Source organism: Tsukamurella pseudospumae (assembly GCF_001575205.1).
GTDB lineage: Bacteria > Actinomycetota > Actinomycetes > Mycobacteriales > Mycobacteriaceae > Tsukamurella > Tsukamurella pseudospumae.
On the sequence record NZ_LSRE01000006.1, the window covers coordinates 1 to 13,547 of the forward strand.

12 protein-coding genes are annotated in these 13,547 nt (G+C 72.4%); 7 read left to right on the forward strand and 5 right to left on the reverse strand.

Annotation, left to right across the window (positions count from 1 at the left end; genetic code table 11):
- Window positions 1-188 (forward strand): hypothetical protein (locus tag AXK61_RS04645; protein WP_197466744.1); only part of this gene is annotated, 188 nt, incomplete at its 5' end.
- A 34-nt stretch (window positions 189-222) separates the two neighbouring features.
- Here the strand turns inward: AXK61_RS04645 and AXK61_RS04650 are convergent.
- A complete protein-coding gene (locus AXK61_RS04650; RefSeq protein ID WP_068572327.1) occupies window positions 223-891 on the reverse strand; it encodes a hemerythrin domain-containing protein in 669 nt (222 codons plus the stop codon).
- 113 nt (window positions 892-1,004) lie between these two features.
- On the opposite strand from AXK61_RS04650, the gene AXK61_RS04655 reads away from it, so the two are divergent.
- Window positions 1,005-4,346: a BTAD domain-containing putative transcriptional regulator gene (locus AXK61_RS04655; RefSeq protein WP_068744096.1), complete on the forward strand. Its 3,342-nt coding sequence runs from the start codon at window positions 1,005-1,007 to the stop codon at window positions 4,344-4,346.
- Between the two features lie 22 nt (window positions 4,347-4,368).
- Window positions 4,369-5,043 (forward strand): LpqN/LpqT family lipoprotein, encoded by a 675-nt coding sequence (locus tag AXK61_RS04660; protein WP_068572331.1) that lies wholly within the window; start codon window positions 4,369-4,371, stop codon window positions 5,041-5,043.
- Here AXK61_RS04660 and AXK61_RS04665 read toward each other — a convergent pair.
- The 3 genes from AXK61_RS04665 to cofC are packed head-to-tail and all read right to left on the reverse strand — an operon-like array spanning window position 5,026 to window position 8,866.
- A complete protein-coding gene (locus AXK61_RS04665) occupies window positions 5,026-5,979 on the reverse strand; it encodes an NUDIX hydrolase (protein WP_068572333.1) in 954 nt (317 codons plus the stop codon). The genes AXK61_RS04660 and AXK61_RS04665 overlap by 18 nt on opposite strands.
- Window positions 5,976-8,186 carry an RNA degradosome polyphosphate kinase gene (locus tag AXK61_RS04670; protein WP_082778061.1) on the reverse strand — a complete coding sequence of 737 codons (2,211 nt, stop codon included), beginning with the start codon at window positions 8,184-8,186 and terminating at the stop codon, window positions 5,976-5,978. The genes AXK61_RS04665 and AXK61_RS04670 overlap by 4 nt, the downstream gene beginning before the upstream one ends.
- Entirely contained in the window at window positions 8,165-8,866 is a 702-nt protein-coding gene (gene cofC / locus AXK61_RS04675; RefSeq protein WP_068572337.1) for a 2-phospho-L-lactate guanylyltransferase, read from the reverse strand. The genes AXK61_RS04670 and cofC overlap by 22 nt, the downstream gene beginning before the upstream one ends.
- 118 nt (window positions 8,867-8,984) lie before the next feature.
- Here cofC and AXK61_RS04680 point away from each other — a divergent pair, with 118 nt between their 5' ends.
- Window positions 8,985-10,016, forward strand: coding sequence for an NAD(P)H-dependent glycerol-3-phosphate dehydrogenase (locus AXK61_RS04680; protein ID WP_068572338.1), 1,032 nt, complete (start codon window positions 8,985-8,987; stop codon window positions 10,014-10,016).
- 76 nt (window positions 10,017-10,092) lie between these two features.
- Window positions 10,093-11,187, forward strand: coding sequence for a D-alanine--D-alanine ligase family protein (locus AXK61_RS04685; protein ID WP_068572340.1), 1,095 nt, complete (start codon window positions 10,093-10,095; stop codon window positions 11,185-11,187).
- A 26-nt stretch (window positions 11,188-11,213) separates the two neighbouring features.
- Here the strand turns inward: AXK61_RS04685 and AXK61_RS04690 are convergent, their stop codons facing one another.
- The gene (locus tag AXK61_RS04690) at window positions 11,214-11,807 is read right to left on the reverse strand and encodes a DUF3515 domain-containing protein (protein ID WP_068572342.1); all 594 of its coding nucleotides are present in this window, start codon (window positions 11,805-11,807) and stop codon (window positions 11,214-11,216) included.
- A gap of 19 nt (window positions 11,808-11,826) precedes the next feature.
- Between AXK61_RS04690 and AXK61_RS04695 the strand changes: the two genes are divergently transcribed.
- Both AXK61_RS04695 and AXK61_RS04700 read left to right on the forward strand, forming a co-directional pair.
- The gene (locus AXK61_RS04695; RefSeq protein ID WP_231855432.1) at window positions 11,827-12,846 is read left to right on the forward strand and encodes a thiamine-phosphate kinase; all 1,020 of its coding nucleotides are present in this window, start codon (window positions 11,827-11,829) and stop codon (window positions 12,844-12,846) included.
- Entirely contained in the window at window positions 12,843-13,538 is a 696-nt protein-coding gene (locus AXK61_RS04700; protein ID WP_068572344.1) for a uracil-DNA glycosylase, read from the forward strand. The genes AXK61_RS04695 and AXK61_RS04700 overlap by 4 nt, the downstream gene beginning before the upstream one ends.
- The last annotated feature ends 9 nt before the right edge of the window (window positions 13,539-13,547 follow it).

The following is a 13,547-nucleotide window of genomic DNA, read 5'->3' on the forward strand; positions in this document are numbered from 1 at the left end:
CCACCGCCGCGAAGAAGACCGCGGCGAAGGCCCCCGCCAAGAAGGCTCCGGCCAAGACCACCGCCGCGAAGAAGACCGCGGCGAAGGCCCCCGCCAAGAAGGCTCCGGCCAAGACCACCGCCGCGAAGAAGACCGCGGCGAAGGCCCCCGCCAAGAAGGCTCCGGCCAAGAAGGCCGCGAAGAAGTAGCCCACGACTGCTCGACGGCACCGGCCCGCAGTGTTCACCACTGCGGGCCGGCGCCGTAGATCTGTCGGTACGCCCGCGCGAAGTCCCTTCTGCCGACGAGGCGCCACACCACGCGCGCCGGCAGCGGCAACTGCGTCATGAGCAGGTCCCGCTGCTCAGGGGTCGCCGTGTGGAGCATGAATCCCAGGAACACGAGGCGCCGTTCCTTCGGGATCGATGCGTTACCCCGGTCGGCCAACGCCCGCCACTCGTCGACGCTCATCACCTCTCGCACGATCGGCAGGACGTGCCGCTCCTCGTCCGACAGGTGCTCGGCGAGGGAATCATTCAGGTCGCTCAGTGTGGCAGCCAGTGTCCCGCCGTCCGTGCGCCGACCGGACGCCGCGAACGCGGCCCCCTCCCGGTGGCAGCCCGCCACCAGGTCGGCGATGCGGCTGTGCTGTTCCTCCATCCTCAGGACGAGGGCCCGATCCTGCGGGGCCCTGCTCGCCAGCACCGGCCACATCAGTTCGTCCTCACCGACGTGGTGGTGATGCAGGCCGGTGAGGAGTTCGGAGAGCCAGCCGGCCAGGTCGGCGGCGCGCGATCGATCGCCGTCCGGCACAGCGGTTACGAGGTCGGGCAGGGCTGCGAGGTGGGTGCGGAAGAGGGTGTGGACGATGACCATCTCCTCGGTCTGCGGGCGGTTCGCCGTCGTCGTCATGGGAACTCCTTCTCGGTCGGTGCGGTTCCGTGCCGACGATCGCCCCCGTGGCTTGTAGAGCACTTGGAAGCCGCACCCGACCGCGGCCCGCGGCACCTACACTGAGCACCGTTATGGTGCAGATCCGGGTACTGGGGCCGCTGGAGGCCTGTGATGGGCGGGGTCGGGTCGAGCTCGGCGGCCCCAAGCAGCGCGCCGTGCTCGCCCTCCTGGTGATCGCCCGCGGCCGGGTGGTGTCGGTCGACAGGCTCATCGACGATCTGTGGCACGGGGAGCCCCCGCGCCGCGCGCTGGCAGCGCTGCAGGCCTACGTCTCCAACCTCCGGCGGCAGCTCGAGCCCGAGCGGGCGCCGCGGGCGCAAGCGCAGATCCTCGTGAGTCGAGCGCCCGGATACGCGGTCCGACTCGACACCGCACAGGTGGACGCGTGGCGGTTCGAATCCGTGCTGGAGGAATCCGGATCGACTGCGGAGCCGGCCGCGGTGCGCCGCCTCCTCGATGACGCTCTCGCGCTGTGGAGAGGTCCGGCGTACGCCGAATTCGCGGCTTCGTCCTGGGCCACCGTCGAGATCGGACGGCTCCAGGAACTGCACGCCGACGCCCGGGTACGGCAGGCCGAAGCCGTCCTGCGGTGCGGTGACGCGACCGGCGCCGTGCTGCTCGCCGACTCCCTCCGACGCGATCACCCGCTCCGGGAGGACGCGTGGCGGATCCTCGCCCACGCGCTGTACGTCGCCGGGAGACAGGGGGAGTCGCTCGGCGCGCTGCGCGAGGCGCGCGCCGTGCTCGCGGACGAGCTCGGCCTGGATCCGGGACCGGCGCTCGCGGCCCTGGAGGCGGACATCCTCGCCCAGCGGATCCCCGTCGACGTGATCCGGCGACCGCTCCCCACGTCGGCGAACCCGGCCGGCTCCGTCGCCGCGGCGACGGACGGAGCCCCCACCGTCGCGGTGGACGCCGCCGCACCCCCGCACGACGGATTGCTGGGGCGGACGGCGGAGGTCACCGCGATCGTCGACGCGGCCGAGACCGTCCGTACCGCACGCGAACCCGGGCTGTGTCTGGTCACCGGGGAGGCGGGCGACGGGAAGTCCGCCCTCCTGGGGCGTGTCGCGCGCGTCCTCCGGGCCGGGGGATGGGAGGTGGTCACCGGCCGTTGCCCCGAGGCCGAAGGCGCTCCTCCGGCGTGGGCGTGGAGTCAGGTGCTCGGAGCCCTGGGGGAACGCGGCGAGGAGGGACGGTGTCGTGCGCTCGTGGATCGGCTCGCGGGGGCGGTGTCGACGGAGCGGGCGGGCGCGGAACACTCCGCCGAGATGTCCCGGTTCCTCCTCCACCAGGACGTCGTCGAGACCCTGTCCGCAGCCGCGACGAGGGGACCCGTAGCGATCCTCCTCGACGACCTGCACCGCGCGGAGTCCGAGACGCTGAACCTCCTGATCGAGGTCGCGGAGGCGGTCCCCGTCCTGGTCGTCGGCGCGTACCGACCCGCCGAGGTCGGCCGGCACCTCGAGATCGCGCTCGGGGCCCTCGCCGTCCGGCACCCGCTCCGACTCCGGCTGCCCGGCCTCGCCCTCGAGGACGCCACCTCGCTCGTCGCCGAGTTCGCGCACCAGGCACCGTCGCCCGACACGATGCGACGGCTGCTCGAGCGGACGGGGGGAAATCCCTTCCATCTCAAGGAGAGCGCGCGCCTGCTGCGCAGCGAGGGCGAGCTCGTCGCGCTCTCGGCGGTGCCCGCCGGTGTGCGGGACGTGCTGCGCCGGCGCCTGTCGCGCCTGCCGGACGTCGCGGTGTCCGTTCTTCGCCTGGCGGCCCTCGTCGGTCGCACGGCGGATCTCGACGTGCTCGTCCTCGCGGCGGAGGTGGAGGAGGAGGTCGTCTTCGACGGTCTCGACGCCGGCCGGCTCGCGGGCCTCCTGGAGGTGGACGGGACCACGGTGAGCTTCACCCACGTTCTGGTGCGGGACACTCTCATCGGAGACCTACCGCGTCTGCGCAGGATGCGGTGGCACCGTCGGATCGCCCGGGCGTGGGAGGAGGTCGACCCCGCGGCGGTGGCGGCCATCGCCCATCACCACGGTGCCGCTCTCGGCGCCGACAACGCCGCCGAGGCACTGCGATACGCCCTCGTCGCCGCCGACCTCGCGGACGCGAGGTTCGCCTACGACGTCGCCGCGGAGAACCTGCGGGCCGCGGAGCGCGCGTGCATCCGGATCCCGGGGTACGCCGCCCGGGACCGGATCGCCCACCTGTGCCGGCTCAGCCGGACGCTGCTCGCGGACGGGCGACTCGAGGAGGCCCGCGAGACCAGGCTGCGGGCGGTGCGGCTCGCGCAGCGCTCCGACGCGGAGATGATCGACGCCGCGATCACCGCGTGGGACCTGCCGACGCCCTTGATCACCCGACGGTACGGCTCCGTCGACACGGAGATCGTCGATGCGGTGCGCGAGCGGCTCGAGCAGACCGATCCGCCCCCGGACGTTCGATGTCGCCTGCTCGTCGTCCTGATCGAGGAGGTGTACGGCGAGCGGGACGAGGTCGCGGCCGATGCGGCGAGGGAGGTGCTCGAACTGTCCGCGACGGTGGGCGATCCGCTCGTGCGCGGGCTGGCGCTCGTCGCCTACCTGACACTGCCGCGCCCCCTCACGCCGCCGGCGGAACGGGCGGAACTGGCGGACGAGCTGATCGGTCTCGGGGAGTCCGCGAATCGCGAGGTGTTCGGTCTCATCGGACATTTCACACACGTCCAATCCGCCGGCGCCGAAGGGGCATTGGACGAGGCGCGGGCTCACCTCGCGGAGATGGACCGGCTGGTGGGCATGTTCCGGTGGGGGCAGGCGATCGCTTCCAACCTGTTGATCCACGCGATGCTCGCGCACGCGGGTGGGCGCTTCGCCGAGGCGGCGGAACAGTACCGCGGGGCGGGCGACGTGTTCGCTCGTCAGCGGATCGCGGACGGAGCGGGGATGATCGCGCTCGCACAGTTCAGCGTCCGGCTCTCACTGGGGGACGTCGCGGAGTTCGCGGAGGTCCTCGGAGCGATCGATTCGTCCGCGGGGGACGTCCTGTGCGATCCGGTCGCGTTGGCGCTGCTGTCGGCGGGTCGGCGTTCCGACGCGGAGCGGGTGCGGCGCGCGGTCCGCCCGGTGCGGCGGGACTTCTTCCACTCCCTGCTGCTGACCACGCGGGGCATCGCGGTGGCGGCGATCGGAGGCCACGACGAGGTCGTCGACGTCTACGACGAACTCCTGCGCTACAGCGGCGAACTCGGCGGCGCCGACACGGGGTGCTACGTGGTCGGGCCCGTCGACACGGTCCTCGGCGATCTCGCTGCGCGACTCGGCGGACCGGCGCGTGCGGCCGACCACTACCGCGCGGCGGCGCGGCTGGCGGAGCGCTGCGGGAACGAGGTGTGGGCGCGGGCCGCGCGGGACAGGCTCCAAGAGTTCTCCTAGTGGGCCGGCGCACCGTCGGCACATGACCTCGACGAACCTCGTACACCGTCTCTCAGCCGTGCTCATCTCACTGGGGACGGCGTTCTCCGTGGCGGCGTGCAGCCTCAGTATCTCGGCCGACGACGCCACGCCCGCCCACCCTTCCGCGTCGCCGGCCTCCTCGGTCCCCGGTGCCGAAACGACGATCGCCGACTACCTCCGGGACGCCGGCATCACCGAGACGCCCGTGCACGTCGGCGATGCGTCGGCGCCGACGATCCAGTTGCCGACCCTGCCGGACTGGGTGGACGCGACGGAACAGGCCGGTGAGAACACCTATGCCGCTGTGAAGTACACGGGCGTGGCCGCCACGGATTACACGCCGAACGTGGTGGTCCTGCTCTCGCGGCTCACGGGACGCGCGATCGATCACGACGCGCTCCTCGCCGTCGCGCCCGGGGAGGTGCGCAACCTTGCGGGATACGCACCCCACGGTTCGCCGCGGACCGAGTCGTTGGCGGGACACCGCGCGTACAAGATCGCTGCGACCTACTACCTGGACGGCATGCCCGCCGTCGTCGGACAATCGACGGTCGTGATCGCCGGGCGCGACGCGACCTACATCGCGCAGATCAGTGTGACGGGGGCGCGGTCGCAGGAGCCGGTCGTCGAGGCCACTTCCCGGACGATCGACCGGGACCTACGTATTCGCGTGTAGCGGTAGCGGACTGTCGACGTGGTCCATGGTCAGCAGGCGGCCGCCCGACGTGGTGAGCACCCAGACGCTCGCCTTGCGGTTGCGGGCAGGCGGCAACCGGACGTCGTCGGCTCCCGCCCACCACGCAGTGAGCTCCGGGATCACCCCGCCCTGACTGCACACGACCGGCACGGTGCCCGATTCTTCACCGGTCCGCGCGATCTCGCGGATCCGACGGTGCGCGGCCGCTGGGTCGCGCGCGTAGGCGGTCTCCGACATCGTCGGCTCCAGGACGAGCGGGAGGCCGGTCTCGGCCGCCAGGGGCTCCAGGGTCTGCGTGCACCGCACCGGGGGAGCGGACAGCAGCCTGCCGGGCCCGAAGGCGCCCAGCAGGTCCACGAGCGCCTCGGCCTGGGCGCGGCCGTTCCGGTCGAGCGGGCGCGCGAGGTCGTCGCCCTGGTAACCCTGTTTCCGTCCCGCCTTGGCGTGCCGGACGATCAGCATCGTCGCCGTCGACTCGGGCTGCTTGCCGAAGGCGCGCAGGATCCGTTTGTCCATCGGGTACGTCAGCAGTGCGGTGCCGGCCTCCACCGGGAGCCAGCGCAATTCGTCGGTCTCCTCGTTCGGTGCGAACACGCCGGAACCGGCGAGCGCCGACCAGTAGGACACGCGCTTGCGCGCCGTCGCTCCGCCCGGGCCGTGCCGGCCGCGCCGCGGCACGTCGTAGGACACCTGGCCGATCCTGCGGACGAAACGCGCCGAGAAGCCCGTCTCCTCCACCACCTCGCGGAGTCCGCCCACGACGGCGTTCTCGTCGGGTTCGACGTGCCCCTTGGGGAGCGACCAGTCGTCGTAGCGGGGCCGGTGCACCACGGCGACCTCGGCACCGTCGGGACCGTGCCGCCACAGCACGCCCCCGGCGGCGCGGACGACGGCGCCGTCACCCTTCGCGGTCACCGCTGGCTCGCGCGGTGCGCGCGCATGAGTTCCCGTTGATGGTCGCGCACGGTCTCACCCGAGACGGGGGAGGCGTTCCAGTTGCCGTCGGCGTCGAGCACCCAGCACCGGGTGGCCGGGTCGAGCGCGGACTCGAACATCTCGGCCAGCTGCCGCGTGAGCCGGGGATCCTTGACCTGCGCCATCACCTCGACGCGCCGATCGAGGTTGCGGTGCATCATGTCCGCGCTGCCGATCCAATACTCGTCCGCACCGCGGAAGTGCAGGATCCGGGAGTGCTCGAGGAACTGGCCGAGGATCGACCGGACGGTGATGTTCTCGCTGACCCCCGGCATGCCCGGCCGCAGGGCGCAGATGCCGCGGACCACCACCTCGACGGGCACCCCGGCCTGCCCGGCCCGGTACAACGCGTCGATGATCTGCTCGTCGACGACCGCGTTCGCCTTGAGCTGCACGCCCGAGGGCTTCCCGGCACGGTGCAGCTCGATCTCCCGGTCGATCCGATCGACGATGCCCGACCGGATGCCGTGCGGCGCGACCATGAGATTGCGGTACTCCTCCTTGCGGGAGTAGCCGGTGAGCCGGTTGAACAGGTCCGTCAGATCCGCGCCCAGATCGGGATCGGCGGTGAACAGGCCGACGTCCTCGTACAGCCGCGCCGTCTTCGGGTTGTAGTTGCCGGTGCCGATGTGGCAGTAGCGGCGGATGGTCGAGCCCTCGCGCCGGACCACCAGGCAGGTCTTGCAGTGGGTCTTGAGACCGACGAGGCCGTACACCACGTGCACCCCGGCGCGCTCGAGCTTCCTGGCCCACTTGATGTTTGCCTGCTCGTCGAAGCGCGCCTTGATCTCGACCAGCGCCACGACCTGCTTTCCGGCCTCCGCCGCGTCGATCAGTGCCTCGACGATCGGCGAGTCGCCGGAGGTGCGGTAGAGCGTCTGCTTGATCGCCAGCACCTGGGGATCGGCCGCCGCCTGCTCGATGAACCGCTGCACGCTCGTGGAGAACGAGTCGTACGGGTGATGCACCAGGACATCGCCCTCACGCAGGGTGGAGAAGACGCTCTTAGGCGTCTCGCGCTCGCCGAAGGCCGGGTGCGTCACCGGGACGAAGGGCTTCTCCTTGAGGTCCGGCCGGTCCACGCCGTACAGCTCGAAGAGACAATTCAGGTCGAGGAGCCCGGGAACCGTGATCACGTCCGCGGGATCGACGTCCATCTCTCGCAGCAGCAGCTCGAGCATGTGCTCGGACATGTCCTCGGCCACCTCGAGTCGGACCGGCGAGCCGAACCGGCGCCGCGCCAGTTCCCGCTCGAGCGCCTGCAACAGGTCCTCGTCGCGGTCCTCCTCGACCTCGAAGTCGGCGTTACGGGTGATCCGGAAGACATGGTGCTCGGCCACCGTCATCCCCGGGAACAGGACATCGAGGTGGGCGGAAATGAGGTCCTCCATGGGGAGCACCGCGTAGTCCATCTGCTCCGACCGCACCGGGACCAGTCGATCCACGTTGTCGGGAACCTTGACCCGGGCGAAATGCTCGCCGCCGGTGGCGGTGTCGTGCACCGCGACCGCCAGGTTCAGGGACAGGCCCGAGATGTACGGGAACGGGTGCGCAGGGTCGACCGCCAGCGGGGTGAGCACGGGGAAGACCTGGTTGTGGAAGTACGCGGTGAGCCGCTCGCGTTCGTCCGCCGACAGCTCCGACCAGCTCAGCACCGAGATACCCCGCGCCGCCAGCTCGGGGCGCACGGCGTCACTGAACACCAGCGCGTGCTTGTGCGAGAGCTCCTGCGTGCGACGCGAGATCATCCGGAGCTGCTCGCGCGGCGAGAGCCCGTCCGCCGACCGGACGGACAGTCCCATTTGGTCGCGTCGCTTGAGCCCGGCTACGCGGACCATGAAGAACTCGTCCAGGTTCGACGCGAAGATCGCCAGGAACTTGGCGCGCTCGAGAAGGGGGAGTGACGAATCCTCCGCCATGGCCAGCACGCGGGCGTTGAAGTCGAGCCAGCTCAATTCACGGTTGAGGTACCGATCCTCGGGGAGGTCGCTGGTCACCTCCGCCGGAGCGGCGGGCGGCGCCGTCGGGATCGCCGTGATCCGGCCCGGGAGGGGCGTGGAGTTCTCGGCGGCGACGGCCCCCGGAGCGGCAGTCGATTCGGAGGCGGGTGCGGAGGGCTCGGTGGTCACCGCTCCATTCTGGCGCATGGACCGCACGAGTTCGACGCGATGTCCGGATCGGCCGCGGCGAGGGCCGCCGCGGTGTGCTCGCCCACCACGAGCGCACCGGCGAGATCCTCCGGGGTGTCCACGTCGGTGCGTAGACCGGGCCAGGGCCCGGCGTGCGCGACGGCGCCCCCGGCCCGGTGCGCCGCAGCCGAACCGACGCCGAACGCCGGGCGCAGCGGCGTGCCCGCCGGCGCGTACAGCGCGGCGGTGCCGGTTCCCGCACGGTCCGGCACGAACGCGCGACGGCCGTTCGCGGCGGCGAGGAAGGCGCCCAGCTCGCCGGCGGTGATGCCGGGAAGGTCCGCCTGCAGCGCGATAACGGCTACGGCACCGTCGTACTGCGCGACGGCGGCCTCCGCCCCCGCGGCGAGGGCCGCGTTGAGACCGCCGGGCCGCGGCTCGTCGACGGGGATCGCGCCGGCCTCCGCGGCGACCGCGCGGACCACGGGATCCGGCGACACGACGTGGACGGCGGCCACCGCGGGCACGGCGAGCGCCGCGGCCAGCGTGTCGCGGAGCATCGCCAGGACGAGCCCGGGGACCGCCTCCCGCAGTCCGGCGCCGGGCGCGGCGAACCGGGACTTCGCGGCGTCGAGTGACTTCACGGCGGTCACCACCACCACGGCGGGGGGCGCGTCGGCGCCGCGCAGTGCGGTCATGACGACCAATCTAGGCGTGCGGAACCGGCGGTGCCGCGCATGGTCGGGCGATACGCTCTCCTGCGATGCCCATGTCCGTCGGCGTGGGTGCGAGCGCGATGCGAGGAGTTGGGGTGCGATGGTCGACGTTGCGGTGATGGGGGCGGGCTCGTTCGGCACGGCGATGGCGAAGGTGTTCGCGGAGGCCACGCGGCCGGAACCGCACCGGGTCACGATGTGGTGCCGCCGGCAGGAGGTCGCCGACCAGATCAACAGCACGCGCATCAACGCGCAGTACCTGCCCGAGGGCGTCCTGCCCGAGAACCTCTCCGCCACGCACGATCCCGCGGAGGCGATGCGCGGCGCGGGGCTCGTGGTGCTGGCGGTGCCGTCGCAGACGCTGCGCGCGAACCTGCAGGACTGGGGCCACCTGATTCCGCCCGACGTCACCGTGGTCAACCTGGCGAAGGGCATCGAGATCGGCACGCTCGACCGGATGAGCGAGGTGGTCGTCGACGCCGCCGGCATCGACCGCGACCGCCTGGCCGTGCTGACGGGGCCGAACTTCGCCAAGGAGATCGCGAAGGGGCAGCCCACGCTCGCCGTCGTCGCCTCCGACAACGCCGAACGCGCCTCCCGCACGCAGTACCTGGCGCGGACGGACTACTTCCGGCCCTACACCAGCGACGACGTCGTGGGCTGCGAGATCGGCGGCGCCACGAAGAACGTGATCGCGCTGGTCTGTGGCATCGCCTCTGGCATCAACCTCGGCGAGAACTCCCGGGCTGCGATCATCACGCGCGGCCTCGCGGAGACGCTGCGCCTGGGCACGGCGCTCGGGGCGCAGCCGCTGACGCTGGCCGGCCTGGCGGGCGTCGGTGACCTGGTGGCCACCTGCAGCTCGCCGCAGTCCCGCAACTTCAGCTTCGGAGCGCGACTGGGCCAGGGCATGACCGTCGAGCAGGCGCAGGCCGCCGCGCACGGGCAGGTGGCCGAGGGGGCCAAGTCGTGCATCTCCATCGCCGACCTGGCTCGCCGCGTGGGTGTGGAGATGCCGCTCACCGAGGCCGTGCGCGCCGTCTGCTACGACGGGGTCCCCGTCTCCCGGGCGATGGACGACCTCCTCAACCGCGACGTCGGGGGCGAGTGGCGTCCCAAGGGCGACGAGTAGCCGCGACCTCCGGGGCGATCGAGCGGGCCGGTGACCGCGTGGCCCTCGGCGCGGCCGCCACGTAAGGTGGGCGACCGTGACGGAGCGAATCAGGGTGGCAGTGGTGTTCGGCGGGCGCAGCAGTGAGCACGCGGTCTCATGCGTGTCGGCGGGCAGCATCCTCGCGCACCTCGATCCCGAGCGCTACGAGGTGATCCCCGTCGGGATCACCCGGGGCGGCGCGTGGGTGCTCTCCGACGGCGACGCGCAGGCCCTGAAGTTCTCCGACCGGTCCCTGCCGAGCGTCCCCGAGGGGCCGACCGATCTCGCCTTCCTGCCCGGCGCCGAGCTGGCGTCCTTGAACGGTGCCGGGGCGGACTCGGTTGCTTCCGTGTTCGGCGCCGTCGACGTCGTCTTCCCCGTTCTGCACGGCCCGTACGGCGAGGACGGCACCCTGCAGGGGCTGTTGGAGATGGTCGGTGTGCCCTACGTGGGCGCCGGCGTCCTCGCCTCCGCGGCCGGCATGGACAAGGAGTTCGCGAAGAAGCTGCTCGCGGCGGACGGACTGCCGGTCGGCGACTTCCACGTGCTCCGCCAGCGCGAGACCGAGGTCCCCTCGGACGTGCTGCACCGCCTGGGGCTGCCGCTCTTCGTCAAGCCCGCACGGGGCGGGTCGTCGATCGGCATCACCCGGGTCACCGATCTCACCGAGCTGCCCGCCGCGATCGCCGAGGCCCGGAAGTGGGACCCGAAGGTGATCATCGAGGCCGCCGTGATCGGCCGCGAGGTGGAGATCGGCGTTCTCGAACGGCCGGACGGAGGCGTCGCCGCGTCCGCCATCGCGGAGATCGAGATGGCCGCCGACGCCGAGCACTCGTTCTACGACTTCGAGACCAAGTACCTCGACGACCGCGCGCAGTACACGGTGCCCGCGAACCTCACCGAAGAGCAGTCGGCGGTGATCCGCGACCTCGCAGTGCGCGCCTTCCACGCCTTCGACTGCCAGGGCCTGTCCCGCGTGGACTTCTTCCAGACCGCCGACGGCCCGGTCATCAACGAGGTCAACACCATGCCGGGCTTCACCTCGACGTCGATGTACCCGCGCATGTGGGCCGAGTCGGGAGTGGACTACGCCGAGCTGTTGACGCTGCTCATCGACACGGCGCTGGCGCGCGGCACCGGCCTGCGCTGAGGCTCACCGGCCGGTACGTCCCGAGGTCACTTCCCGAGATCCAGTGATGCCTGCTGCAGGTGCGCGCGGATCGCGTCCGAGGTGGCCTGCACGGCCGAGGTCCCGGCACCGTCGGGCACCCAGAGCGTGACGTACGGGCGGTGATCGACAGCGGTCCAGTAGGCGCCGCCATCGGGGGCGGGCGCGCCCGCGGGGACCGCCTGCAGCCACTGCACACCGTTGATGATCTGCAGTTTCGCCGTCGCGCTCAGCTCCGCGGGCCGGTCGGTGCCGCAGCGCAGCTCGACGGCACCGGCCTTGTCCTTGGTCCAGCGCGCGAATCCCGCGGGATCCGCGGTGTCGGTGCGCCGGAAGCCGTCGACATCGGCCGGGAGCGCGCCGAGCAGCGCCGCGCACCCCGCGTCGCCCGACGACGGTGCCGCGATCGACTTCAGGTGACCGGCCTCCGCCGCGTCGCGGGCGTCTCCCTGCTTCTGCTGCACCAGGATCAGGAACGCGATGAAGCAGGCCAGCACCGCCACCGGTAGGGCCACGGCGGTGGCGAGGAAGGCCGGGCTCCTGCGCGTGCGTGGGGCCTTGTCCCGCGGGGCCTCGGTGGTCGTGTCGTCTGCATCGCTCACGTCCGATACCGTAGCCGCGATGATGTTTCAGGAGCCGGCGAGCCCTGCGCAGTCCCCTGCGCGCACCGCCGCGGAACTGGGGGAGGACGGCGTGATCGCGCTGGCCGTGGCCGGTGTGCGGCCCGATCCCCGCGTGCTGGTCGGGCCGGGTGACGACGCCGCCGTCGTGGCCGCCGCCGACGGGCGCACCGTGATCTCGTCCGACGCGATCGTCGAGGGCCGGCACTTCCGGTTCGACCTGACGACTCCGGAGCACGTGGGGCGGCGCGCGATGGCGCAGAACGCTGCCGACATCGCGGCGATGGGCGCGGTGTGCACCGCGTTCACCGTCACGCTGGGGTGCCCGCCCGAGACCGGCGCGGACGTCATCGCGGGCATCGCGCGCGGCACCACCCGCGGCGCGGCGGACGCCGGTGGCGCCGTCGCCGGGGGAGACGTGGTGCGCACCGATCAGGTGCTGCTCGCCGTGACCGTGCTCGGCGATCTGCAGGGCCGTGCGCCGGTGTTGCTCTCGGGCGCCCGCTCGGGCGATGTGGTCGCGGTGTGCGGCACGCTCGGGCACTCCGCGGCGGGGCTGGCGGTGCTCCTCGCGGGCGTCGGCGGCCACGAGGGCCTCGTGGAGATCTACCGCTGCCCAGTGCCGCCGCTCGCCGCCGGGCCGCGGGCCGCCGCGGCCGGGGCGACCGCCCTCACCGACGTCTCCGACGGCCTGCTCCGCGACGCGCGCGCTCTCGCCAAGGCCTCGGGCGTCACCATCGCGCTCGACGGTGCGCGCCTCGACCCGGATGCCGAGCTGGTCGCCTGCGCGGCGGCACTCGGCGCCGACGCGCATCGGTGGGTGCGCACCGGTGGCGAGGACCACGCCCTACTCGCAACCTTCCCCCTGGGGACGGCCCTGCCGGACGGCTGGCGCGCGATCGGCACCGTGCTCGCACCCGGGCCGCTGCCCGCGGGCACCGTCACCGTCGACGGCGATGCGGGACCCGCCGCGGGCGGCTGGAACACCTTCACCGAGAGCGACGAGGAGGACGGACGATGACGGCGCGACCCCTGACGGACACCGTCGAGGCCGGATGGGCGCAGGCCCTGGCCCCGGTCACGGACGAGATCACCGCGATGGGCGAGTTCCTGCGGGCCGAGAACGCGGAGGGGCGGGGCTACCTGCCCGCCGGCGCGAACGTGCTGCGCGCCTTCCGGCAGCCCTTCGACGACGTCCGGGTGCTCATCGTCGGCCAGGATCCGTACCCCACCCCGGGGCACGCGGTCGGGTTGTCCTTCTCGGTGGATCCGTCGGTGCGGCCGATCCCGCGGAGCTTGCAGAACATCTACAAGGAGTACTGCGAGGACCTCGATCTGCCGATACCCGCGAACGGCGACCTCTCGCCGTGGTCGCGGCAGGGCGTGCTGCTGCTGAACCGCGTGCTGACGGTGCGCCCGGGCGAGGCCGCCTCGCACCGCGGCAAGGGCTGGGAGAAGGTCACCGAGTGCGCGATCGACGCGCTGGTCGCGCGGGACGCGCCGCTGGTCGCGATCCTGTGGGGCCGCGACGCGGCGTCGCTCGGGCCGCGGCTCGGGGACGCACCACGGATCGAGTCCGTGCATCCGTCGCCGCTGTCCGCCTCGCGGGGTTTCTTCGGCTCGCGCCCCTTCTCGCGGGCGAACGAGGCGCTGGCCGGGCTGGGCGCGGAGCCGATCGACTGGCGGCTGCCGCACCTCGCCGCGGCGCTCTGATCCGGGGCG

Bases quoted from the DNA above. Each gene is read 5' to 3' on its own strand.
- AXK61_RS04680 (WP_068572338.1), top strand. From the start codon at position 8,985: ATGGTCGACGTTGCGGTGATGGGGGCGGGCTCGTTCGGCACGGCGATG.
- AXK61_RS04655 (WP_068744096.1), top strand. From the start codon at position 1,005: ATGGTGCAGATCCGGGTACTGGGGCCGCTGGAGGCCTGTGATGGGCGG.
- AXK61_RS04670 (WP_082778061.1), bottom strand. From the start codon at position 8,186: ATGCGCCAGAATGGAGCGGTGACCACCGAGCCCTCCGCACCCGCCTCC.
- AXK61_RS04700 (WP_068572344.1), top strand. From the start codon at position 12,843: ATGACGGCGCGACCCCTGACGGACACCGTCGAGGCCGGATGGGCGCAG.
- AXK61_RS04660 (WP_068572331.1), top strand. From the start codon at position 4,369: ATGACCTCGACGAACCTCGTACACCGTCTCTCAGCCGTGCTCATCTCA.
- AXK61_RS04695 (WP_231855432.1), top strand. From the start codon at position 11,827: ATGATGTTTCAGGAGCCGGCGAGCCCTGCGCAGTCCCCTGCGCGCACC.
- cofC (WP_068572337.1), bottom strand. From the start codon at position 8,866: ATGACCGCACTGCGCGGCGCCGACGCGCCCCCCGCCGTGGTGGTGGTG.
- AXK61_RS04650 (WP_068572327.1), bottom strand. From the start codon at position 891: ATGACGACGACGGCGAACCGCCCGCAGACCGAGGAGATGGTCATCGTC.